Source organism: Pseudomonas sp. NMI760_13 (genome assembly GCF_021283245.1).
GTDB lineage: Bacteria > Pseudomonadota > Gammaproteobacteria > Pseudomonadales > Pseudomonadaceae > Aquipseudomonas > Aquipseudomonas peradeniyensis.
The window spans coordinates 1-23,593 of record NZ_JAJSRC010000008.1 but is presented as its reverse complement, the minus strand read 5'-3'; the positions used below and the strand labels follow the sequence as shown (position 1 = coordinate 23,593).

Below are 23,593 nucleotides of genomic sequence, written 5' to 3'. Positions count from 1 at the left end.
TGATCAGACAGCATGCGCCCGATCCCGTGGGCGAGCAGGCGGCCAGCTGGTTTGCCCGGGCCCAGGAAACGCCGCATGACAGCGCCGTGCAGCAGGCCTTGCAGGCATGGCTGGCGCAGCACCCACGCCATCGCGAGGAATACCAGCGCCTGGTGCAGCTGTGGCGCGCCGCCGATTTCATCCCCCGACAACGCCTCGAAGCGCTGTGCCAGCCCGAGCCGGTGCGCCAGCTCCCACGCCGCCGCCTGCTGCGCCAGGCATTGGCGGCCGGCGTGGCGGTGGTCGCGCTGGGGCTGGGCTGGACGGGTTGGCAGTATCAGCAGCTCAACCATCAGGACACCTTGACTACAGCCCTGGGCGAGCGGCGTCAGGTCGAATTGCCGGACGGATCACGGCTGGAACTCAACAGTGCCACCCAGGTGCAGGTGATGTTCTCTTCGGGGCGTCGCCATGTGCGCCTGGCTGCGGGCGAGGCGATGTTCATCGTTGCCCACGACAGTGGCCGACCATTCGTGGTGAGCACCGCACAGGGCGAGGTCACCGTCACCGGCACCCGCTTCGATGTGCGCCAGGAGCCGACCAGCACCCGCGTGGCGGTGGAGCAGGGTTCGGTGAAGGTGCAGGGCGCGGCCGAGTCGCTGGCGCTGCTCGGTGCCGGGCAGGGTTCGCACATCGACGCCCAGGGTAAGGTCGCCGCGCCCTATGTAGTCGACGCCAACGCCGTGACCGCCTGGCGCCAGGGCAAGCTGGTGTTCGACAACGCGCCGCTGAGCGAGGTGGCGGCGGAGGTCTCGCGCTATCGCGCCCAGCCGCTGCATGTGGCACCCGGCAAGGCCGCCGCGCTACGCCTGTCGAGCACCTTCAGCACCGATGACCCGGACGCGCTGCTGCGGGCGTTGCCAAGCATCCTGCCGGTGCAGGTGAACACCCGTCCGGATGGCTCCAGCGAAATTGTTCTGAAATAAATTCAGGTTTTTTTCCGTTCGTTCGTCTTCCCCGCCAGCTGCAACTGCCAAGCATTTACATTTGCATGCGGTTGGCGTTTATCCCGACTCTCAGGACCTCTCGAAGACGTGAACAACAATAAGCCCCTTCTCCAGCTGCGCCGCCTGGCGCTTGCCCTGGCGGTCAGCGCCGCCGCTGGCAACAGCTACGCCGATACCATCCAGATCCAGGCCCAGCCGCTGGCGGGCGCGCTCAAGCAGCTTGGCCAGCAGACCAACCTGCAACTGTTCTTCAGCCCCGAGCTGGTGGACGGCAAGCAGGCCCCGGCGGTGTCCGGCAACCTGGCGCCGGAGCAGGCCCTGCAGCAACTGCTGCAAGGCAGCGGGCTGACTTTCGAGCAGTCCGCGGACACCGTGGTGGTCAAGCCGGTCCAGGCCGCCGGCAGCCTGACCACCGGCAGCCTGGAGCTGGCGCCCACCGATGTGAAAGTGGTCGGTGACTGGCTGGGCGACGCCCAGCAGAGCGTGGTGCAGAACCATCCTGGCGCGCGCACCGTGGTGCGCCGCGAAGCGATGGTGGAGAAGGGCACGATGAACGTGCGCGACGCCCTGCGCGGCATTCCGGGCGTGCAGGTGCAGGACTCCAACGGCACCGGCGGCAGCGACCTGTCGCTGAACGTCGGCGTGCGCGGCCTTACCTCGCGCCTGTCGCCGCGTTCGACCGTGCTGATCGACGGCATCCCGGCGGCCTTCGCCCCTTACGGCCAGCCGCAGCTGTCGATGGCGCCGATCTCCTCGGGCAACCTCGACAGCATCGATGTGGTACGCGGCGCCGGTTCCGTGCGCTACGGACCGCAGAACGTCGGCGGGGTGATCAACTTCGTGACCCGGGCGATTCCCGAGAAGGCGACCGGCGAGTTGTCCACCACCCTGGAGACTTCCCGCCATGGCGGCTGGAAACATACCGAATCGGCCTTCGTCGGTGGCACCGCCGATAACGGCATGGGCGTGGCGCTGCTGTACACCGGCGTAAACGGTGACGGCTACCGCAGCAGCAACAACGACAACGATATCGACGACGTGATGCTCAAGACCCACTGGGCACCGACCGATGTCGACGAGTTCTGGCTCAACTTCCACTACTACGACGGCCGTGCCGACATGCCTGGCGGGCTGACCCAGGCCCAGTACGACCACGACCCCTACCAGTCGGTGCGTGACTACGACTACTTCAGCGGTCGACGCAAGGATGTGTCGTTCAAGTGGCTGCGCCAGATCGACGACGCCACCCAGTTCGAGGTGCTGACCTACTACACCGACAGCTTCCGTGGCAGCGCCATCGCCGCGCGCGACATGAAGACCCTGTCGTCGTACCCGCGCAACTACCACACCTTCGCCATCGAGCCACGCCTGTCGCGGATCTTCTTCGTCGGCCCGACCACCCAGGAAGTCAGCGTCGGCTATCGCTACCTGAAGGAAGCCATGCGCGAGCAATCCACGCGCCTGGCCCTGGTCGACAATGTGCCCACCGTCACCCCGACCTCCGACGGCCATGTGTTCCAGGACCGCAGCGGCGGCACCGAGGCCAGCGCCTACTACATCGACGACAAGATCGACGTCGGCAACTGGACCATCACCCCGGGCATCCGCTTCGAGCACATCAACACCGACTGGCGCGACCGCCCGGTGCCGGACGCCAACTACCGCCCGGTGCCGGAGAAGAATCGCAGCATCACCAGCAACGAACCGCTGCCGGCGCTGAGCGTGATGTACCACATGTCCGACGCCTGGAAGCTGTTCGCCAACTACGAGACCTCGTTCGGCAGCCTGCAGTATTTCCAGCTGGGCCAGGGTGGTACCGGCAACAGCACGGCCAATGGCCTTGAGCCGGAAAAAGCCAAGACCTACGAAGTGGGTACGCGCTACGACAACGGCGGTTTTGCCGGTGAGCTGACCGCGTTCTACATCGACTTCGACGACGAGCTGCAGTACATCAGCAACGATGTCGGCTGGACCAACCTGGGGGCGACCAAGCACCAGGGCATCGAGGCCTCGGTGCGCTACGACCTGGCCGGGCTCGATCCGCGCCTGGAAGGCCTGTCGGTCAATGGTGGCTACACCTACACCCGCGCTACCTATGAAGGGGAGATTCCCGGCTTCAAGGGGCGCGACCTGCCGTTCTACTCGCGCCAGATAGCCACCGCCGGGCTGCGTTACGCCGTCAACCGCTGGACCTGGAACCTGGATGCCTACGCCCAATCCAAGCAGCGCGCGCCGGGGACCGGGATCAATGCCAACGGCAGCTTCAACGGTGACTACATCACCGAGCCGAGTGCCGACGGGCAGTATGGCGATATTCCGGGGTACGTGACCTGGCATGCCCGTGGCGGCTATGACTTCGGGCCGCAGCTGTCGAACCTGAAGCTGGCGGCGGGGGTGAAGAACCTCTTCGACAAGCAGTACTTCACCCGTTCCAGCGATAACAATGCCGGGATCTATGTGGGTGAGCCGCGCACGTTCTATGTGCAGGCCAGTGTAGGGTTCTGAATGGGACCGCTTTGCGGTCCTTTCGCGGCACAAGGCCGCTCCTACAATGGAATGCGGTCCCCTGTAGGAGCGGCCTTGTGCCGCGAAGGGGCGCAAAGCGCCCCCGGCTTTCTATCAGGAGGCCACTGCTTCAGCCGGCGACACGATACTGGTCTTGCCGCCCCGCGAGCGTCCAGAACTCAGGTACGCCGCAATCGACTCCTGCGTCACCTCCCCCAAGAACATCCCTTCGGCATCCAGCACCGGCAACCATGCCCGGTTGAACTCGTACATCCGCGACAGCAGGATGCGCAAGTGCTCGTCATGGGCCGCGGTGGCATTGAACGGCCGCAGGAAATCCCCGCACGTCCCTTGCTGGCGGTGCATGTCGCGCCTGCGCACATAGCCCAGCGCCTTGTTCTGCCCATCGGTGACCACCACGTAGCGGCGGTCATGCTCGTCCAGCAGTTCCAGCGCGTCGCTCACCGCTGTTTCCGGGCTCACCGATGGCGCGTTGTCCGCGGCATCCTCGGCGCGGACCAGCAGCAGGCGCTTGAGCGTGCTGTCCTGGCCGACGAAGTTGCTGACGAAATCGTCCACCGGATGGGCCAGCAAGGTGTCCGGGTGATCCAGCTGAAGCAACTTGCCTGCGCGGAAGATGGCGATCTTGTCGCCCAGCTTGATGGCCTCGTCGATGTCGTGGCTGACCATGATCACCGTCTTGTTCAGTGCCCGCTGCATCTCGAAGAACTCGTTCTGGATCATCTCGCGGTTGATCGGGTCGACCGCGCCGAATGGCTCGTCCATCAACAGCACCGGCGCCTCGGCGGCCAGGGCGCGGATCACGCCGATGCGCTGCTGCTGGCCACCGGAGAGTTCGCGTGGGTAGCGCTGCAGGTACTGCTTGGGCTCGAGCTTGATCATGTGCATCAGCTCGCGGGCGCGGTCGTGGCAGCGCTGCTTGTCCCAGCCGAGCAGGCGCGGGACCACGGTGATGTTCTCTTCGATGGTCATGTTGGGGAACAAGCCGATTTGCTGGATCACGTAGCCGATATGCCGGCGCAGGGTCACTTCGTCCAGCGCGCTGGTGTCCTCGCCATTGATGAACACCTGGCCGGCGGTCGGGGTGATCAGGCGGTTGATCATCTTCAGCGTGGTGCTCTTGCCGCAGCCCGAGGGGCCGAGGAACACGCAGATTTCGCCTTCGTTGACGGTGAGGCTGACCGCGTCGACGGCTTTGACGTCCTTGCCGTTGACGTTGAAGGTCTTGCTGAGGTTCTTCAGTTCGATCATGGGCGCAGTCCTTCCGGAGTCAGGGCACGTTGCAGGGTTTGCAGGAGCAGGTCAGCGATGATCGCCAGCAGGCTGACCAGCACGGCGCCGACCAGCAGCATCGACATGTCGCTGCGGCTGATGGCGGTGAGGATGAGCACGCCCAGGCCGCCGGCGCCGATGGTCGCGGCGATGGTCATCACGCCGATGTTCATCACCACGGCAGTGCGCACGCCGGCGAGGATCACCGGCACGGCGATGGGCAACTCGACCATGCGCAGGCGCTGGCCGAAGGTCATGCCGATGCCGCGGGCGGCCTCGCGGATGCCCGGTTCGACGTTGGTCAGGGCCAGGTAGGTGTTGCGCAGGATCGGCAGCAGTGAATAAAGGAACACGGCGGTGATCGCCGGCAGCGGTCCCAGGCCCTGGCCGAACTTCGAATAGAACGGCAGCAGCAGGCCGAACAGGGCAATCGAGGGGATGGTCAGCAACACCGTGGCGCTGGCCTGCAGGGGGCCGGCGAACACCGGGAAGCGGGTCATCAGGATGCCCAGCGGCACGCCGACGATGATGGCCAGGCTCACCGCGATGCCGACCAGCATGATGTGCTGCCAGGTCAGTTGCAGGACCTGCGCCCAGTCGAGGTGGGCAAAGGTGTCGAGCAGGTTCATGGTTGTACCTCGCCGAGTGAATGCTCACGCAGGAATGCCGCGGCGACCACGGTCGGGCTCTGATGCTCGACATCGACCTGGGCGTTGAGCTTGCGCATGGTCTGGTCGTCGAGCTGATTGGCCAATGGCTCGAGCAGGGTGGCCAGTTGCGGGTGGGCGTCGAGCACCGCCTTGCGCAGCACGGGCGCTGCGGTGTAGTCGGGGAAGTAGTGCTTGTCGTCTTCCAGTAGCTTGAGGTCGAAGGCGTCCAGGCGCCCATCGGTGGTGTAGACCAGGCCGGCGAACACCTGGTTGTTGCGCATTGCGGTGTAGACCAGGCCGCCATCCATCTGGCGGATGTTGCGCCGGTCCAGGGGCAGCCCGTACATCTCGCGCAGGCCGACCAGGCCATCGGGGCGGTTGGCGAACTCGGTGTCCAGCGCCACCAGGTGGTTGCGGCCGGGCTCGTCACGCAGTACCTGGTTGAGATCGCTGATGGTGTTGACCTGCGGGTAGGTCGCAGCGACCTGCCTGGGCAGCCCCAGGGCGTAGGTGTTGCTGAATTTCGACGGAGTCAGCCAGACCAGTCCTTTTTCTGCGTCGAGTTTTTTGACCCGGGCGTAGGTGGCCTCGGCGCTGGGCATGCGTTCGTCGATATGGTTGTAGGACACCAGCGAGACCCCGGTGTATTCCCACATCAGGTCGAGCTGACCGGTTTCCTGGGCCTGGCGGGCGATGTTGCTGCCAAGGCCGGCGGTCACCCGCACGTCGAAGCCGTTCGCGCGCAGGTATTGGGCGGTGATTTCAGCGAGCACGGTCTGTTCGGTGAACACCCGCGCGCCGATGCGGATCAGCGGTTTGTCCGCTGCCTGGGCAAAGCCTGCGCATAGCAGGGCCGCGCCCAGCAACAGGGCGATTGTCTTCTTCATGGTTTCCCTCTCGTTATCGGGCCAGGCCACGTTCCAGCCAGCGCTTGCTGGAGAAACTCACCAGCGCGTCGAGCGCCAGGGCCAGCAGCGCGGTACACGCGGCGCCCAGCAACAGCTGCGGCTGGTTGTTCAGGGCGATGCCGGGGAAGATCAGGCTGCCCAGGCTGTTGGCGCCGATCAAAAACGCCAGCGGCGCGGTACCCACGTTCAGCGCCAGGGCCACGCGCACGCCGCCGACGATGATCGGCACGGCATTGGGCAGTTCCACCTGCCACAGCTGCTGGCGCGGGGTCATGCCGATGCCGGTGGCGGCTTCCTTGAGCGAGGCGGGGACGTTTTTCAGGCCCTCGTAGGTATTGCGCACGATGGGCAGCAGGGAGGCGAGGAACAGCGCGAAGATCGCAGGACCCGCGCCGATGCCCAGGATACTCAGGGCGATGGCCAGGACGGCCAGGGGAGGAATGGTGTTGCCAACGTTGAAAAACTGCATGAAGCGCTCGGCCTTGTCGACCCGGTGCGGTCGACTCAAGGCAATGCCGGCGGGGATGCCCACGGCCAGCGCCGCCGCCATCGAAGCCAGCACCAGGACCAGGTGCGCTTGCAGGTAGAACCCAAGATCGTCGCGGTAGCGATCGATTGTGTCGATGCCGATCCAGTGGACCAGCAGGGCCAGGATGACGAGCACGGCGGCCCATCCCAACAGCCCTTTTCCGTAGCGTGCAGCCACAGGCGGACTCCTTTTTTATAGTCGGCGATCACACCCCCGTGTGGCCGGCCATTCCTGGCGGCGGGCAGCGTGGTCGCGAGCAGCAGCCCGATGCGCGGCATCAGGCCATGAGCCGAACCCCGTCGGGCTCGTGAAGCAGGTGAAACCAGCCCTGAACCGAAGCGGGTTGCAGGGGAGTGGACGTCTCCGTGGAGGGAAAGGTTCCCATCTGGGGCGGCGTTTGGCCAGTGCTAATCACTGGGCTGTAGGAAATTTCACGCGAAAATCAAGCGTAAATATTACGTTGAGACGTTGAAGTACCTGCTATCGAGGCATTTTGCAGATGTTCAGGATTTCTTCTCGAAGAATCTTGATATGCGCTTGAGGGAATATTCCCTTAGAGGTATTTTAATGGGGTGGTCTATTGGAATGTGCCGGGAGTTCAATGCCGAGCTGCAGGTGTTGACCGAGGTGGTACAGGATGAATTGCTGGCGCAGCTCCATCTGCTCAAGCATTTTGGCCCCGCATTGGGGCGTCCACATGTGGACACGCTGAAGGGCTCGCGGCATTCGAATATGAAAGAGTTGAGGTTCAACGCAGATGGTGGTGTATGGCGGGTCGCATTCGCTTTCGATCGTTCGCGCTCTGCGTTGTTGCTCGTTGCGGGGGACAAGGCTGGCATCAATGAGCGTAGATTTTATGGAAGCCTGATTACCCGTGCCGATGAACGGTTTGATCGACATTTGTCCAGAGGTTGAGAAATGTACAAGACGCTTGAAGACGTAATGAACGAGCTGACGCCTGAGCGCAGGGCCAGAATCGAGGAGCGTGGTCGCGAACTGATTCGTGAGGAAATGACGCTTCAGGCCTTGCGTAAACAGCTCGAGATCACCCAGGAAAGCATGGCCGAGCGCCTCGACGTTCGTCAGGGCAATGTTTCCAGGTTCGAGAACCGTAGCGATATGTTGATCTCTACGTTGCGTGACTATCTGGAAGCCATGGGGGGAAGACTGGAGCTGGTCGCTCATCTGCCTGGCCGCGCTCCTATAACCATCGAGGGGCTTGCCGGCGATTCGCTTGTCGATGGTTAACCGATGCGGCAGGGGCGAATTGGGTCGAACCGTTGGGGCTTGTTTTGGCCTGACGCCCGACTTCAGGTATGATATCGCCCCTTTTTGAATCCCCAGTCAGGCGATTTCCCATGACCAACCAGGCCGCCGAAGTCGCGAAGCGCCGCACTTTCGCAATCATTTCCCACCCCGACGCCGGTAAGACCACCATCACCGAGAAGCTCCTGCTGATGGGCAAGGCGATCGCCGTCGCGGGCACCGTGAAGTCGCGCAAGTCCGACCGCCACGCCACCTCCGACTGGATGGAAATGGAGAAGCAGCGCGGTATCTCCATCACCACCTCGGTGATGCAGTTCCCCTACCGCGAGCACATGATCAACCTGCTCGACACCCCCGGCCACGAGGACTTCTCGGAAGATACCTACCGCACCCTGACCGCGGTGGACTCGGCGCTGATGGTGCTCGACGGCGGTAAGGGTGTAGAGCCGCGTACCATCGCCCTGATGGACGTCTGCCGCCTGCGCGACACGCCCATCGTCAGCTTCATCAACAAACTCGACCGTGACATCCGCGACCCGATCGAACTGCTCGACGAGATCGAAGCGGTCCTGAAGATCAAGGCCGCGCCGATCACCTGGCCGATCGGTTGCTACCGCGACTTCAAGGGCGTGTACCACCTGGCCGGCGACTACATCATTGTCTACACCCCGGGCCACGGCCATGAGCGTACCGAGGCGAAGATCATCGAGAAGCTCGACTCCGATGAAGCCCGTGCGCACCTGGGTGACGAGTACGATCGCTTCCTCGAGCAGCTGGAGCTGGTACAGGGTGCCTGCCATGAGTTCGATCAGGACGAGTTCATCAATGGCCAACTGACGCCGGTGTTCTTTGGTACCGCACTGGGCAACTTCGGAGTCGACCATGTGCTCGACGCCGTTGTCGACTGGGCGCCGCGCCCACTGGCCCGTGTCGCCCACGAGCGTACCGTGGAGCCGGTGGAAGAGAAGTTCTCAGGCTTCGTGTTCAAGATCCAGGCGAACATGGACCCGAAACACCGCGACCGTATCGCCTTCATGCGCATCTGCTCGGGCAAGTACGAGAAGGGCATGAAAATGCGTCACGTGCGGACCGGCAAGGACGTGCGCATCGGTGACGCGCTGACCTTCTTCTCCTCCGAGCGCGAGCAACTGGAAGAAGCCTATGCCGGCGATATCATCGGCCTGCACAACCACGGCACCATCCAGATTGGCGACACCTTCACCGAAGGCGAGGCGCTGGGCTTCACCGGTATCCCGCACTTCGCCCCGGAGCTGTTCCGCCGCGTGCGCCTGAAGGATCCGCTGAAATCCAAGCAACTGCGCCAGGGCCTGCAGCAGCTGGCCGAAGAGGGCGCGACCCAGGTGTTCTTCCCCGAGCGCAGCAACGACATCATCCTTGGCGCGGTCGGCGTGCTGCAGTTCGACGTGGTCGCCAGCCGCCTGAAGGAAGAATACAAGGTCGAGTGCGCCTACGAGCCGATCACCGTCTGGTCGGCGCGCTGGATCAGCTGCGACGACAAGAAGAAGCTCGAGGAATTCCAGAACAAGGCCGTGGAGAACCTGGCCATCGACGGTGGCGGTCACCTGACCTACCTGGCCCCGACCCGGGTCAACCTGGCGCTGATGGAAGAGCGCTGGCCGGACATCAAGTTCCGCGCGACCCGCGAGCATCATTGATTCCGCAGGCCTGCACTTGACCCTGTAGGAGCGGCCTTGTGCCGCGAAAGGGCCGCAAAGCGGCCCCAGAGATCTTTGCCTAACACTGAACCCTGGGGCCGCTACGCGGCCCTTTCGCGGCACAAGGCCGCTCCTACAGGGGGCGCGTAATGCCTGCAATCAATTCCCGGCCTTGATACTGGTCCAGATGCGTGTGCGAATGCGGTCGATCTTCGCCGGCATCGCCTCCAGCGCATACAGCTTGCCCATCACATCCGCGCTCGGGTAGATCATCGTGTTGCCCTTCATCGCCGGGTCCACCAGCGTGTCAGCCTGCTGGTTGCCATTGGCGTACTGTACGAAGTTGCTGATGTTCGCCATCACCTGCGGCTGCAACAGGTAGTTCATGTAGGCGTAGCCAGCCTTCTCGTTGGGCGCATCGGCCGGCATGGCGACCATGTCGAACCACATCGGCGCGCCTTCCTTCGGGATCGAGTAGCCCACCTTCACCCCGTTCTTCGCCTCCTCGGCGCGGTTCTTCGCCTGCAGCACGTCGCCCGAGAAGCCCACCACCAGGCACACGTCGCCATTGGCCAGGTCGCCGGTGTACTTCGAGGAGTGGAAGTAGCTGATGTACGGGCGCACTTTCATCAGCAGTGCCTTGGCCTTGTCGTAGTCGGCCGGGTTCTGGCTGTGGTGCGGCAAACCCAGGTAGTGCAGGGCGATCGGCAGCAGCTCGGGGCCATTGTCCAGCACCGCCACGCCGCAGCTCTTGAGCTTGGAAAGATATTCGGGCTTGAAGAAAAGGTCCCACGAATCGAGGGGCGCGTTGTCGCCGAGCACCGCCTTGACCTTGTCGATGTTGTAGCCGATCCCGGTGCTGCCCCACAGGTACGGGAAGCCGTACTGGTTGCCCGGGTCGTTCACCTCCAGGGCCTTGAGCAGCACCGGGTTGAGGTTCTTCCAATTCGGCAGCTGCGACTTGTCCAGTTTCTTCAGGGCCTTGCCCTGGATCTGCCGGGCCATGAAGTGGTTGGAAGGGAACACCACGTCGTAGCCGGAGTTGCCGGTCATCAGCTTGCCGTCGAGGGTCTCGTTGCTGTCGAACACATCGTAGGTGGGCACGATGCCGGTGGCTTGCTGGAAGCTCTTCAGGGTGTCCGGGGCGATGTAGCTCGACCAGTTGTAGATCTTCACCGAGTCGGCGGCGCCGGCGACGCTTGCGGCCAGCATCAGGGGGGCGAGAAGGAGCGTGCGCATGTCGGGGTTACCTTGCTTTGTCTGTTGTTATCGAAGGCAGGCGATCAGCGGATCAGAAAATCAGTACGTAGGTCTTGCGCACGGTCTCCTGGATATCCCAGGTGCCGAGGCTGTTGGCCGGTAGCATCAGGGCGTCTCCGGCTTCTATGAGTAGCGGCTCGCCACCGTCCGGGGTGAAGGTGCAGCGGCCCTTGATGAAGTGGCAGAACTCCTGTTGCACTATCTGCCGCCGCCAGCGCCCCGGGGTGCACTCCCAGATTCCGGTCTCGACGCCGTCACTGCGTTCGACGCAAGTGACCGAGGTGACCGCGACCGGCTCGCCGAGGGGCACGGCGACCGGGGTGGAGCTGTCCAGGATGGCGCTGTCGGTGTGCTTGAACTGGGTGATGCTCATGACCGGTGGATCCTGTGTGGTGATGAAGGGAAGTCAGTGCATGAAACCTTCCATGAAGTCGGCCAAACCGCTGGCCAGGCGCCGCCGCCAGGGGGCGCTGGCCGGGTTGGCGAGGGTCCGGTCCTCGTGGACGAAACTCTGGATGATTGCGTTGTAGCCCAGCCAGCGGCAGGGCTCCGGTGGCCAGCTGGCCAGGCTCGACAACGGGCGGTTGTCGTGCACCCAGGGCTGGGCGGTGAGTTCGTTGTGTTGGCCGAGGATCAGCGCGGCCAGGGTGCGCCCGCCCAGGTTGGTGGCGCCGACGCCTTCGCCGCCGTAGCCACCGGACAAGGCGATGCCGCGCTGGCGGTCACACAGCATGTGTGGGCGAAAGCGCCGGGCCATGCCCAGGTTGCCGCCCCAGGAGTGGGTGATGCGCACATGCTTGAGCTGCGGGAACAGTTCGCCGAACAGGTAGCGGCGCAGTTCGACCTCGTTGTCGGTGAGGGTGAAGTCTTCGCGCAGGCGACCGCCGAAGCGGTAGCCGCCGCGGGCGCCGAACACCAGGCGGTTGTCGGCGCTGCGCTGGCCATAGGTGACCTGGCGGCTGTTTTCGCTGAAGGCCTGGCCCTGGCTCAGGCCGATCTGTTCCCAGGTCGACTCGGGCAGCGGCTCGGTGGCCACCAGCAGGCTCTGCACCGGCAACTGGTGCCGCCCGAGCGGTGGCAGACTGGCGGCGTAGCCTTCGACGGCCGGCACCACCCAGTGGCTGCGGATTCGCGCCAGCGGCGTGCGCACCTCGCCAGTCTGCCAGTCGATGGCCGGGGTGTTCTCGTAGATCGGCACGCCCATGGCCTCGACCGTCCGCGCCAGGCCGCGCACCAATCTGGCCGGTTGGATCGTGGCGACATGTGGGCTGTAGAGCGCGCCGTAGGGGTTGCTCACCTTCAACTGGGCATCCAGCTGTTCGGGGCGCAGCCAGCGGTAGTCGTCTTCGTTCATGCCCTGGCGGTAGAGGTCATCGAGCCAGGCGCGCAGGCTGCGCTCCTGTTCCGGGTAGCGGGCGGCGCAGTACAGCACGCCGCCCTTGCGGTAGTCGCAGGCGATACCTTCGCGCAGCAGCACGTCGTGGACTTCGTCGGGGATGCCGTGCAACAGGTCGATGCTTTCACGCCGCTGTTGCGGCGAGAGCGTGGCAAGCAGGCGGTCCTCGCCCAGCAGGTTGCCCATCAGCCAGCCGCCGTTGCGCCCGGAGGCGCCGAAGCCGGCGATATTGGCTTCGATCACGGCGATGTTCAGCTGAGGTGCCTGGCGCTTGAGGTAGTAGGCGGTCCACAGGCCGGTGTAGCCGGCGCCGATGATGCACACATCGAGGTCCAGGTCCTGGCGCAGTGCGGGGCGTGCGCACAGGGGCTCGTCGAGCTGGTCCATCCACAGGCTGATCGTGCGCAGGGGTTGCATCGGGTCGGGCTCCACATCCGCTGGGGTCTGTGGGCGATCCTAGTGAAGCGCGGGCGGGGCTGTCTTACGTGCGTGCACGCAGGGAAATTTGCTTCAGATACGCCTTGGGCGACAGCCCGGTATGCTCGCGAAAGCACTTGTAAAAGGCCGACAGCGAGTTGAAGCCGGCATTGAACGCCAGTTCGTCGATGGGCGTGCGTGCACTGGCGTCGGCGAGGCTGGCCATCAGGTGTTGCAGGCGCGCCTGGTTGACGTAGCGGTAGAAGCTCTGGCCGAGCACCTGGTTGAGCAGGTAGGAGATCTGGTTGCGGCTGTAGCCGCTTGCGTCGGCGACCTGCTGCAGGTCGAGTTCCGGGTCGAGATAGGGGCGTTGGGCCTGGAAGTAGTGCTCCAGGTCCTGGGCCATGGTCGACAGCTGGCGCGGTGACAGGCCCAGGCGGCTGGTGGCCGGACGCGGGCCGCCCGGCAGGCTGGCGTTGCCGCCCTGGCGTACCAGGGTGGCGTATTCGTTGACCCGCCAGATCAACCCGTCCCTGACCGTGATCGCCTCGCTGGACTGGAACGCCACCAATCCCTCGCCACCCTGGACCGTGACCTGGTACTGGATGAACGCGGTGCAGCCGTCGACGCGGATACGGTCGCTGTGGACGATGTCCTCGCCGGCTTCATGGGGCAGGCAGGCGCGCACGTAGTCGCGCAGCTCGTCGAAGCCGAGCACGCGGTTCTGGAAGAAGTCGTGGTACTGGACATGTGGGTGGTAGAGCGCCATCACCCCGTCCAGGTCGCGATGCTTCCAGCACAGGTGGTAGCGCATGACGGTGTCGGCGGTGAGCGGGGTCTGCCCGGGGCCGTCGGGGAGGGGAGTGGCGGTCATGGGCTTGATAGTGCATTGCAGAAAACCCAGGCGCAAGGGCATGGATCCGGCATTTTGCACGGTTTTCCCAGGCGGTTATCGGCTAAGGGCTTGATTCGTATGCATGTAACTTTTTGATACAGCTGGCATGGGGGCTGCACCTCCTTTGATTAACACCGAACGAGGAGAACGGCCATGCGCTCGATACTGCTGTGGATGATTGGGGTGCCGATTCCGGTGATCATCCTGATCTGGTTCTTTATGCATTGAGAGCCCAGGGGCCGCCTTGCGGCCCTTTCGCGGCACAAGGCCGCTCCTACAGGGGGTTGCGTTCACCTGTAGGAGCGGCCTTGTGCCGCGAAAGGGCTGCGAAGCAGCCCCAGCTATCTACAGGAACTGCTCGGCATAGTGGCAAGCCACCTGCCGCGTACTCACCTGTCGCAACGCCGGCACTTCCTTGGCACAACGCTCGGTGGCATACGGGCAACGTTTGTGGAACGCGCAGCCATCCGGCGGATTCAACGGGTTGGGCAGTTCGCCGGCAATGCGGATCTTCGGCTTCAGAGGATCCGGATGGATCGCCGGGGTCGCCGACAACAGCGCCTGGGTGTACGGGTGCAGCGGCTTCTCGTAGATATCCTCCTTCGGCCCCATCTCCGCCGGCCGCCCGAGGTACATCACCAGCACCTGGTCCGCCACATGGCGCACCACCGCCAGGTTGTGGGAGATGAACACGTAGGCGGTGTTGAACTCCTTCTGCAGGTCCATGAACAGGTTCAGCACCTGGGCCTGGATAGACACGTCCAGCGCCGAGGTGGGTTCGTCGGCCACCAGCACCTTGGGTTGCAGCATCATCGCCCGGGCCAGGGCGATACGCTGGCGCTGGCCGCCGGAGAACATGTGCGGATAGCGCTGGTAGTGCTCGGGGCGCAGGCCCACCTGCTCCATCATCTTCTGCACTTTCTCGCGGCGCTCGGTCTTGCTCAGCGAGGTGTTGATCAGCAGCGGCTCGGCGAGCTGGTCGCCGATCTTCTGCCGTGGGTTGAGCGAGGCGTAGGGGCTCTGGAACACCATCTGCACGTCGCGGCGCAGTTGCTTGCGCTGGTCCTTGCTGGCGCCCTTGACCTCGTGGCCGGCGATCTGCAGCGAGCCGGAGGAGGGTTCCTCGATCAGGGTCAGGGCCCGGGCCAGGGTCGATTTGCCGCAGCCGGACTCGCCGACCACGGCCAGGGTCTTGCCGGCCTCCAATTCGAACGACACACCATTGAGCGCGCGGACCAGCGCATGGCCCTTGAACATGCCGCGGGAGACTTCGTAGTGGCGGGTCAGCTCACGAGCGGAAAGAACGACGGCCATCACGCCACCTCCTGGTTCAGCGGATAGAAGCAACGCACCAGGCTGTGAGCCTGGGGATCGAGGGCCGGGCGCTGCCGGCGGCAGTTTTCCTGCACATAAGGGCAGCGCGGCGACAGCAGGCAGCCCTGCGGCCGGTCATAGCGACCGGGGACGATGCCGGGCAGGGTGGCCAGGCGCTCGGCGCCGATGCTGTGCTCGGGGATGGCCGCCAGCAGCGCTTCGCTGTACGGGTGGGCGGGGATGTCGAACAGCTCCGGCACCTGGCCGACCTCGACGGCCTGGCCTGCGTACATCACGCACACGCGCTTGGCGGTCTCGGCGACCACGGCCAGGTCGTGGGTGATGAGAATGAGCGCCATGTTGCGCTCTTTCTGCAGGTTGACCAGCAGCTCCATGATCTGCGCCTGGATGGTCACGTCCAGAGCGGTGGTCGGTTCGTCGGCGATCAGCAGTTTCGGTTCGCCGGCGATGGCCATGGCGATCGCCACGCGCTGGCTCATGCCGCCGGACAGCTGGTGGGGGTAGGCGTCCAGACGGCTTTCGGCGGCCGGGATTTCGACCTTTTTCAGCAGCTCCAGGGCACGCTGGCGCGCGGCCTTGCCCTTCAGGCCGAGGTGCTGGCGCAGCACTTCCTCGATCTGGTAGCCCACGGTGTAGCTGGGGTTGAGCGCGGTCATCGGGTCCTGGAAGACCATGGCGATGTCCTTGCCCACTACCTTGCGGCGCTGGCGGCCGCTGAGCTTGAGCATGTCGATGCCGTCGAACGTCAGGGTGTCGGCGGTGATGCGCCCGGGGGCGTCGATCAGGCCCATCAGGGCCATCATGGTGACGGACTTGCCGGAGCCGGACTCGCCGACGATGGCGAGGATCTCGCCGGCGTCCACGCTCAGCTCGAGGCCGTCCACCACGGGCACGGCATTGGCGTCGCCGAAGCGCACGTTCAGGTTGTTGATCTGCAACAGTGACATGGCGTTCTCCTCAGGCGGCGTTCTTGAGTTTCGGGTCCAGCGCGTCGCGCAGGCCGTCGCCCATCAGGTTGATTGCCAGCACACTGAGCAGGATCGTCAGGCCGGGCAGGCTCACCACCCACCAGGCGCGCTCGATGTAGTCGCGGGCCGAGGCCAGCATGGTGCCCCACTCGGGGGTCGGCGGCTGGACGCCGAGGCCAAGGAAGCCCAGGGCGGCGGCGTCGAGGATCGCCGAGGAGAAGCTCAGGGTGGCCTGGACGATCAGCGGCGCCATGCAGTTGGGCAGCACGGTGACGAACATCAGGCGTGGCAGGCCGGCGCCGGCCAGGCGCGCGGCGGTGACATAGTCGCGGTTCAGCTCGCCCATCACCGCGGCGCGGGTCAGGCGCACGTAGGAGGGCAGCGAGACGATGGCGATGGCGATCACCGTGTTGATCAGGCCTGGGCCGAGGATGGCGACGATGGCCACGGCCAGCAGCAGCGACGGCAGGGCCAGCATCACGTCCATCAGGCGCATGATCGAGGGGCCGAGGATCTGCGGGAAGAAGCCGGCCAGCAGGCCCAGCAGGATACCCGGGATCAGCGACATCACCACCGACGACAGGCCGATCAGCAGCGACAGGCGGGCGCCCTGGATCAGCCGCGAGAGCAGGTCGCGGCCCAGTTCGTCGGTGCCGAGGATGAACTGCCAGGTGCCGCCTTCGAGCCACACCGGCGGGGTGAGCAGGAAGTCGCGGTACTGCTCGCTGGGGTTGTGCGGCGCGACCCAGGGGGCGAACAGCGCGCAGAACACCACCAGGGTCATGAAGGCCAGGCCGGCCACCGCGCCCTTGTTGCGCGAGAAGGCCTGCCAGAACTCTTTGTACGGCGAGGGGTAGAGCAAACTTTGGTCAACCGCGCTGGGCGGGGTGACGGATTTCGGAATCGGGCTGGTCATGGCGGAGTCCTCAGCGCTGATGACGGATGCGTGGGTTGGCCAGGCCGTAGAGGATGTCCACGACGAAGTTGACCAGGATCACCAGGCAGGCGATCAACAGGATGCCGTTCTGGACCACGGGGTAGTCACGGGCACCGATGGCTTCGATCAGCCATTTGCCGATGCCCGGCCAGGAAAAGATGGTTTCGGTGAGCACGGCGCCCGCGAGCAGCGTGCCGACCTGCAGGCCGAACACGGTCAGCACCGGGATCAGTGCGTTGCGCAGGCCGTGGATGAACACCACGCGGGACGGCGACAGACCCTTGGCGCGGGCGGTACGGATGTAGTCCTCGCGCAGCACCTCGAGCATCGACGAACGGGTCATGCGGGCGATCACCGCCAGCGGAATGGTGCCCAGCACGATGGCCGGCAGGATCAGGTGCATCACTGCGTCCTTGAATGCGCCTTCCTCGTCGCTGAGCAGGGTGTCGATGAGCATGAAGCCGGTTTTCGGCTCGATGTCGTAGAGCAGGTCGATGCGCCCGGAGACCGGGGTCCAGCCCAGGCTTACCGAGAAGAACATGATCAGGATCAGGCCCCACCAGAAGATCGGCATCGAGTAGCCGGCCAGCGAGATACCCATCACCCCGTGGTCGAACAGCGAGCCACGCTTGAGCGCGGCGATCACCCCGGCCAGCAGGCCGATGACCCCGGCGAACAGCAGGGCGGCCATGGCCAGCTCCAGCGTTGCCGGGAACAGGGTGAGGAATTCGTTCCATACGCTTTCACGGGTGCGCAGGGATTCGCCCAGGTCGCCCTGGGCGAGCTTGCCGACATAGTCCAGGTACTGGGCCGGCAGCGGTTTGTTCAGGCCCAGGCGCTCCATGGCCTGGGCGTGCATTTCGGGGTCGACACGGCGCTCGCCCATCATCACCTCGACCGGGTCGCCGGGGATCAGGCGTATGAGCGCGAAGGTCAGCAGGGTGATACCGAAGAAGGTCGGGATCAGCAGGCCCAGGCGTCGGGCAATAAAACTCAACATTGTCAGGGGTACCTCATCAGCCGGTAACGGCGGCGCCGCCGGGGCCTCTTGCACAAGGTCCGGCGGCTGTTGTTGTTCTACTTCACCCGGGTGGTGGCGAAGTTGTTGTTGGTCAGTGGGTTGATCACATAGCCTTCGACGTTCTCGCGCATGGCGGTGAACATCTTCGGGTGGGCCATGCTGATCCACGGCTGGTCTTCATCGTACACCGCCAAAGCCTCGTTATAGAGCCTGGCGCGTTCGTCGTTGTCGATCACTTCGCGGGCACGGGTGATCAGGTCCTGGAATTTCTGGTTGCACCAACGCGCGTAGTTTTCGCCGCTCTTGACCGCATCGCAGCTGAGCATCGGCGTGAGGAAGTTGTCCGGGTCGCCGTTGTCGCCGGCCCAGCCCGCTGACACCAGGTCGGCCTCGCCCTTCTTGGCGCGACGCAGCATCTCGGCCCATTCCATCACGCGGATGTCGAGCTTGATGCCGATCTTGGCCAGGTCGGACTGGAGCATTTCGGCCGACAGGCGCGGGTTGGGGTTGGTCGGGCCGCCGCCGTTGCGGGTGAACAGGGTGATCACCGTGCCTTCCGGCACGCCGGCTTCCTTGAGCAGAGCGCGGGCCTTGTCGAGGTCGTGGGGCGGGTTCTTGTTGTCGGTGTTGTAGCCGATCATGGTCGGTGGATATGGGTTGACGCCGACCAGCGCGTTGCCCTTGCCGAACAGCTGGTCGACGTGGGTCTGGCGGTCGAAGGCCATGTCGATCGCCTTGCGCACGCGCACGTCGCTCAGGTACTTGTGCTGGGTGTTCATCGAGATATAGCCGGTGACCAGCGCCTCGATCTCGGCAACCTTGAGTTTCGGATCGGTCTTGATCCCCGGCACGTCATCAGGCTTGGGATACAGGGCGATCTGGCACTCGTTGGCGCGCAGTTTCTGCAGGCGCACGTTGCTGTCGGTGGCGATGGCGAAGATCAGCCCGTCGGCCGGCGGCTTGCCGCGGAAGTAGTCCGGGTTGGCCTTGTAGCGAACCTGGGCATCCTTGCTGTAGCGCTGGAACACGAACGGGCCGGTGCCGACCGGCTTGCTGTTGAGGTCGCCGGTCTTGCCGGCCTTGAGCAGCTGGTCGCCGTACTCGGCGGAGTAGATCGAGGTGAAGGCCATGGCCAGGTCGCGCAGGAAGGGCGCTTCCGGGCGGGTCAGGGTGATCACCACGGTGTGATCGTCGGTCTTTTCCACCGACTTGAGCAGGTCCTTGAAGGCCATGCTCTCGAAATAGGGGTAGCCGACGCTGGTCTTGTCGTGCCACGGGTGGTCTTTCTTCAACTGGCGGTTCAGGCTCCACAGCACGTCATCGGCGTTGAAGTCGCGGGTGGGCTTGAAGTAGTCGGTGGTGTGGAACTTGACGCCTTCGCGCAGGTGGAAGGTGTACACCAGCCCGTCGGGGCTGACCTCCCAGCGGGTGGCCAGGGCCGGCTGGATCTCGGTGGTGCCGGGCTTGAAGTCAACCAGGCGGTTGAAGATGGCCTCGGCCGTGGCGTCGGCGGTGACGGCGGTGGTGTACTGGACGATGTCGAAGCCTTCCGGGCTGGCTTCGGTGCACACCACCAGCGGCTTGGCCGCCAGATTCGATGCGGCGCCCAGGATGACGGCTGCCAAGGCAGCACGTAGCGGTAGCATTTTCATGGAACCTCCCTGCAGTGCTAGTTCCAGCGTAGCCGCCACGGCCCGTGGGGAGTCGGGCCGTGGCGCCAACGGTCAGAGGATGTTGAACGGAATGGTGGTCACGACGCGGAACTCGTCGAGGCTGCCGTCGCTCTGTGCCTTGCTGGCACGGTGGGCGGTATAGGTGGCGCGGATGGTGGTGTCCTTCAGCATGCCGCTCTGTACCGCGTAGCTGGTGCCGATGCCCCACTCGTAGTGGTTTTCGCCGTCCTGGCCACGGACGTCATAGGCGGTGCCCTTGTAATGGGTACCGTCGATGTCCCAGCCGCGGGCGTTGTAGACGTTGAACTTCAGGCCCGGCACGCCATACGGCGCCATGTTCAGCACATAGCTGATCTGCAGGGATTTTTCGTTCGGGCCGTTGAAGTCCGACAGCAGGGAGTTGGCCAGGTAGATGCCGTTGGTTTCGTGCAGGTAGTCGAAGTACTCGTTGCCGTTGACCTGCTGCCAGGAGGCGGTGAGGGTATGGGCCTGGTGGGTCAGGCCGAACGACAGGCTGTAGGTGTCGTTGTCGATCTCGCCCATCCTCTTGCTGCCTTCGTCCACGGTCTTGTAGTAGTTCAGACCGGTGGTCAGGCTCAGCACCGCGCTGTCGCCCAGTACGTGGTTGGCACCGAAGTAGTACTGGTTCCAGAAGTCCTCGACCTTGGTGGCGTAGAGGCTGGTGGTCAGGCTCTTGAGCGGCTGGTAGTTGATGCCGACGGTGCTGGCGCGGTCGGTTTCCACACCGTTGCCGTATTCGCTGCGGAACTTGCTCAGGCTCTGCTCGGTACGCGGCGAGACGCGGTCGAAGGTACCCACATCGAACGACAGGTTCTCGAATTCGGCGCTGTGCAGGAACGCACCCTGGAAGCTCGAAGGCAGCGCACGGTTGCCGATATAGGCGATCATCGGCGTGTCCACCGACTGGCGGCCCACGGTCAGCGTGGTGTTGGAGATGCGCGCCTTGACGTTGCCCAGGCCCATCTTGCTCCACTGGCCGATCGGATCACCGTCGCTGTGGGTCAGCGTGCGGTTGTTCGGGCCGGCCACGGCGGCGCGGCCCTGCTCGAGGGCGATGGCGTTGTAGGCTGCGGCCTCGACGGCGAAGCCCACGGTACCTTCGGTGAAGCCCGAGCTGTAGTTGAGGATGGTGCCCTGGACCCAGTTGTCGCGGCTGTGGGTGTCGTGGCGGGTGCCGTCGCTCTTGGTGTACTTCCACAGCGGCGCGCGGGTGGCGCGTTCGCGGGCGTACCAGTTGCGGGTGCTGCCGGACAGGCTCTGGCCATCGATGAAGCCCTTGGCTTCGGCCTGCTCGCTGCTGGACTTGAGCGCGATCGGCACGAAGTCCTGGCTCATCGGTTCGGCCTGGGCGAGGGCGCAGAAGGCGCCCACGGACAAGGCCAGTGCGGTGGTGGTGGTACGAATCAACATGAAAGCTCCCTGATATTTTTTTAGTTATCACCCGACCTCGTGGGCCGGGCTTGTCACGGTGACGCGGTACTGCAGTGTCTGCCTTGGGGTTGCCAGGCAAATCCGGGCTGCACGCGGGCGCGGGAGTGGGTCGCACTCCCGGCCGGGCAATGCAGGGTCAATCGATGCTGACGCCGGAAAAAACGTTGCGTCCGAAGGGGCTGACCTTGAAGTCTTTCACGCTGATGCTCAGCGGCTGGTTGACCGTGGAGTGCGCGACCGGGGTGATCGGCACCTGTTGCTTGAGACGTTGCTGGGCTTGTTCGTAGAGGCTGGTGCGCTGGTCGCGGTCGGTGACCTGCTTGGCTTTCTTGACCAGGGCGTCGTACTGCGCGTCGCACCACAGCGAGTAGTTGTTGCTGCCGATGGCGTCGCAGCTGAACAGCGTGCCCAGCCAGTTGTCCGGGTCGCCGTTGTCGCCGGTCCAGCCGATCAGGGCGATGTCGTGCTCGCCGTTCTTCATGCGCTTGAGGTACTCGCCCCACTCGTAGCTGACGATGCGCACCTTGAAGCCGAGCTTGCTCCAGTCGGACTGGAGCATTTCGGCCATCAGCTTGGCGTTGGGGTTGTAGGGGCGCTGCACCGGCATGGCCCACAGGGTGATCTCGGTACCTTCCTTGACCCCGGCCTGCTTGAGCAGCTGCTTGGCTTTTTCCGGGTCGAAGGGCGCGTCCTTGATCGACTTGTCGTAGGACCACTGGGTCGGCGGCATGGCGTTCGATGCGGCTTGGCCGGCGCTCTGATAAACCGCGCCGATGATGGCTTCCTTGTTCACCGCCATGTCCATGGCCTGGCGCACCTCCAGCCGGTCGAATGGCGGGTGCTGGGTGTTGTAGGCGATGTAGCCGAGGTTGAAGCCGGGCTGGGTCATCACCTGCAGCTGCTTGTCGGTCGAAAGCGCTGGCAGATCGGCGGGGCGTGGGTGCAGGGTTACCTGGCATTCGTTCTTGCGCAGCTTCTGGATACGTACCGAGGGGTCGACGTTGATGGAGAAGATCAGGTTGTCGATCTTCACCCGGTCCGGCGCCCAGTAGTCCTTGTTGCCCTTGAAGCGGATCTGCGAATCCTTCTGGTAGCGCTGGAACACGAACGGGCCGGTGCCGATCGGCTTCTGGTTGATGTCGCTGGCCTTGCCGCCGGCCAGCAGATGATCGGCGTACTCGGCGGAGAGGATCGCGGCGAAGGCCATGGCGATGTTCTGCAGGAACGCGGCGTCGACCTTGTTGAGGGTGAAGACCACGGTCAGCGGGTCGGTCTTCTCGACGCTGGCGATGTTCTTGTCCAGGCCCATGCTGATGAAGTACGGGAACTCGGTGGGGTAGGCCTGGCGGAAGGGGTGGTTCTTGTCGAGCATGCGGTTGAAGGTGAACAGCACGTCGTCGGCGTTGAAGTCGCGGGTGGGCTTGAAGTCCTTGTTGGCGTGGAACTTCACCCCGGGTCGCAGGTGGAAGGGCCGTCCTCGGACACCTGCCAGTCGGTGGCCAGGCCCGGCTGCACGGCGGTGCCGCCACGCTCGAACTCGACCAGGCGGTTGTAGATCGGCTCGGCGGCGTCGTTGTCGGTGGCCGCGGTGTACTGGGCGGTGTCGAAGCCCGCCGGGCTGCCCTCGGAGCAGAACACCAGGTTGTTGGCGAGGCTCGCCGGGGCCTGGCTCAGCAGGCCGAGGGCAAGCAGGGTGGAACACAGTGTGGTCAGGCGCATGGCAGATCCTTTGTCCGTCTTTTTCGTGCCGCGACAGGCAAAACGCGGCTGCAACATCCCGGTCCTGACGATAGGTGCGCCAGAATGTGGGAGCCAGGGTTCGCTACTGATTTGGGTGCGGGAGCGTTCCGGCGAGCGTGAGGGAATTGCCCTACGTATCGCCCGTTCGTGTCATCGTCCCGCCGGCAAGCCCGGCGGGACGATCACGGCCGTTACTTGCTCACGCTGACCCCGTAGAAGGAGTTCAGGCCGAAGGGGCTGATCTTGAAGTCCTTCACGGACGTGCTCATTGGCTGATACACGGTGGAGTGGGCGATCGGGGTGATCGGCACCTGCTCCTTGAGGATGTGTTGCGCCTGCTTGTACAGCTCGGTGCGCTTGGCCTGGTCGGGGGTGGCCTTGGCCTGCTTGATCAGGTCGTCGTAGGGCTTGAAGCACCACTTGGAGAAGTTGTTGCCGCTCATGGCGTCGCAGCTGTACAGGGTGCCGAGCCAGTTGTCCGGGTCACCGTTGTCGCCGCTCCAGCCGATCAGCATGGCGCCTTGCTCGCCGCCCTTGGAACGCTTGATGTACTCGCCCCATTCGTAGCTGACGATCTTGGCCTTGATGCCGACCTTGGCCCAGTCGGACTGGAGCATTTCGGCCATCAGCTTGGCGTTGGGGTTGTAGGGGCGCTGCACCGGCATGGCCCACAGGGTGATCTCGGT

General features: G+C 64.4%; 20 protein-coding genes and 1 pseudogene. 5 read left to right on the top strand and 16 right to left on the bottom strand.

Annotated elements, in window-relative coordinates; translation table 11 throughout:
• The first annotated feature begins 2 nt into the window (after positions 1 to 2).
• Positions 3 to 965, top strand: a complete 963-nt coding sequence (locus tag LU671_RS10755) for a FecR family protein (protein WP_232855758.1) — start codon at positions 3 to 5, stop codon at positions 963 to 965.
• Between the two features lie 108 nt (positions 966 to 1,073).
• The gene (locus LU671_RS10750) at positions 1,074 to 3,491 is read left to right on the top strand and encodes a TonB-dependent siderophore receptor (RefSeq protein ID WP_203650744.1); all 2,418 of its coding nucleotides are present in this window, start codon (positions 1,074 to 1,076) and stop codon (positions 3,489 to 3,491) included.
• Between the two features lie 114 nt (positions 3,492 to 3,605).
• On the opposite strand, the gene LU671_RS10745 is transcribed toward LU671_RS10750, so the two are convergent.
• Genes LU671_RS10745 through LU671_RS10730 form a run of 4 tightly spaced genes read right to left on the bottom strand, consistent with a single transcriptional unit; the run spans position 3,606 to position 7,048 of the window.
• Entirely contained in the window at positions 3,606 to 4,763 is a 1,158-nt protein-coding gene (locus tag LU671_RS10745; protein WP_232855667.1) for an osmoprotectant ABC transporter ATP-binding protein OsmV, read from the bottom strand.
• The gene (locus LU671_RS10740) at positions 4,760 to 5,413 is read right to left on the bottom strand and encodes an ABC transporter permease (RefSeq protein WP_203650748.1); all 654 of its coding nucleotides are present in this window, start codon (positions 5,411 to 5,413) and stop codon (positions 4,760 to 4,762) included. The genes LU671_RS10745 and LU671_RS10740 overlap by 4 nt, the downstream gene beginning before the upstream one ends.
• Positions 5,410 to 6,321 (bottom strand): glycine betaine ABC transporter substrate-binding protein, encoded by a 912-nt coding sequence (locus LU671_RS10735; protein WP_232855666.1) that lies wholly within the window; start codon positions 6,319 to 6,321, stop codon positions 5,410 to 5,412. The genes LU671_RS10740 and LU671_RS10735 overlap by 4 nt, the downstream gene beginning before the upstream one ends.
• A 13-nt stretch (positions 6,322 to 6,334) precedes the next feature.
• A complete protein-coding gene (locus LU671_RS10730; RefSeq protein WP_046854270.1) occupies positions 6,335 to 7,048 on the bottom strand; it encodes an ABC transporter permease in 714 nt (237 codons plus the stop codon).
• 291 nt (positions 7,049 to 7,339) lie between these two features.
• Between LU671_RS10730 and LU671_RS10725 the strand changes: the two genes are divergently transcribed.
• From LU671_RS10725 to LU671_RS10715, 3 genes are all read left to right on the top strand, one after another.
• Positions 7,340 to 7,786, top strand: a complete 447-nt coding sequence (locus LU671_RS10725; protein ID WP_232855665.1) for a type II toxin-antitoxin system RelE/ParE family toxin — start codon at positions 7,340 to 7,342, stop codon at positions 7,784 to 7,786.
• A gap of 3 nt (positions 7,787 to 7,789) precedes the next feature.
• Positions 7,790 to 8,119: a helix-turn-helix domain-containing protein gene (locus LU671_RS10720; RefSeq protein ID WP_203650753.1), complete on the top strand. Its 330-nt coding sequence runs from the start codon at positions 7,790 to 7,792 to the stop codon at positions 8,117 to 8,119.
• A gap of 110 nt (positions 8,120 to 8,229) precedes the next feature.
• The gene (locus LU671_RS10715) at positions 8,230 to 9,813 is read left to right on the top strand and encodes a peptide chain release factor 3 (protein ID WP_203650755.1); all 1,584 of its coding nucleotides are present in this window, start codon (positions 8,230 to 8,232) and stop codon (positions 9,811 to 9,813) included.
• Between the two features lie 159 nt (positions 9,814 to 9,972).
• Here the strand turns inward: LU671_RS10715 and LU671_RS10710 are convergent, their stop codons facing one another.
• The 12 genes and pseudogenes from LU671_RS10710 to LU671_RS10655 form a co-directional block, all read right to left on the bottom strand.
• Positions 9,973 to 11,052: a polyamine ABC transporter substrate-binding protein gene (locus LU671_RS10710; RefSeq protein WP_232855664.1), complete on the bottom strand. Its 1,080-nt coding sequence runs from the start codon at positions 11,050 to 11,052 to the stop codon at positions 9,973 to 9,975.
• A gap of 52 nt (positions 11,053 to 11,104) precedes the next feature.
• Positions 11,105 to 11,446, bottom strand: a complete 342-nt coding sequence (locus LU671_RS10705) for a cupin domain-containing protein (RefSeq protein WP_232855663.1) — start codon at positions 11,444 to 11,446, stop codon at positions 11,105 to 11,107.
• Positions 11,447 to 11,479: 33 nt separating this feature from the next.
• Positions 11,480 to 12,886 (bottom strand): NAD(P)/FAD-dependent oxidoreductase, encoded by a 1,407-nt coding sequence (locus tag LU671_RS10700; protein ID WP_232855662.1) that lies wholly within the window; start codon positions 12,884 to 12,886, stop codon positions 11,480 to 11,482.
• A gap of 64 nt (positions 12,887 to 12,950) precedes the next feature.
• A complete protein-coding gene (locus LU671_RS10695; protein ID WP_232855661.1) occupies positions 12,951 to 13,760 on the bottom strand; it encodes an AraC family transcriptional regulator in 810 nt (269 codons plus the stop codon).
• Between the two features lie 366 nt (positions 13,761 to 14,126).
• Positions 14,127 to 15,095, bottom strand: coding sequence for a peptide ABC transporter ATP-binding protein (locus LU671_RS10690; protein WP_110735730.1), 969 nt, complete (start codon positions 15,093 to 15,095; stop codon positions 14,127 to 14,129).
• Positions 15,095 to 16,063, bottom strand: coding sequence for an ABC transporter ATP-binding protein (locus LU671_RS10685; RefSeq protein WP_062572886.1), 969 nt, complete (start codon positions 16,061 to 16,063; stop codon positions 15,095 to 15,097). Before LU671_RS10685 ends, LU671_RS10690 begins: the two co-directional genes overlap by 1 nt.
• A 10-nt stretch (positions 16,064 to 16,073) precedes the next feature.
• The gene (locus tag LU671_RS10680; protein ID WP_096048649.1) at positions 16,074 to 17,000 is read right to left on the bottom strand and encodes an ABC transporter permease subunit; all 927 of its coding nucleotides are present in this window, start codon (positions 16,998 to 17,000) and stop codon (positions 16,074 to 16,076) included.
• A gap of 10 nt (positions 17,001 to 17,010) precedes the next feature.
• Positions 17,011 to 18,021 (bottom strand): ABC transporter permease subunit, encoded by a 1,011-nt coding sequence (locus LU671_RS10675; RefSeq protein ID WP_028689623.1) that lies wholly within the window; start codon positions 18,019 to 18,021, stop codon positions 17,011 to 17,013.
• A gap of 77 nt (positions 18,022 to 18,098) precedes the next feature.
• Positions 18,099 to 19,694, bottom strand: a complete 1,596-nt coding sequence (locus LU671_RS10670) for an ABC transporter substrate-binding protein (RefSeq protein WP_232855660.1) — start codon at positions 19,692 to 19,694, stop codon at positions 18,099 to 18,101.
• A gap of 72 nt (positions 19,695 to 19,766) precedes the next feature.
• Positions 19,767 to 21,146: an OprD family porin gene (locus tag LU671_RS10665; RefSeq protein ID WP_232855659.1), complete on the bottom strand. Its 1,380-nt coding sequence runs from the start codon at positions 21,144 to 21,146 to the stop codon at positions 19,767 to 19,769.
• A 157-nt stretch (positions 21,147 to 21,303) separates the two neighbouring features.
• Positions 21,304 to 22,886, bottom strand: a pseudogene (locus tag LU671_RS10660) (ABC transporter substrate-binding protein).
• Between the two features lie 212 nt (positions 22,887 to 23,098).
• On the bottom strand, positions 23,099 to 23,593 hold a 495-nt coding region (locus LU671_RS10655; protein WP_232855658.1), incomplete at its 5' end, for an ABC transporter substrate-binding protein.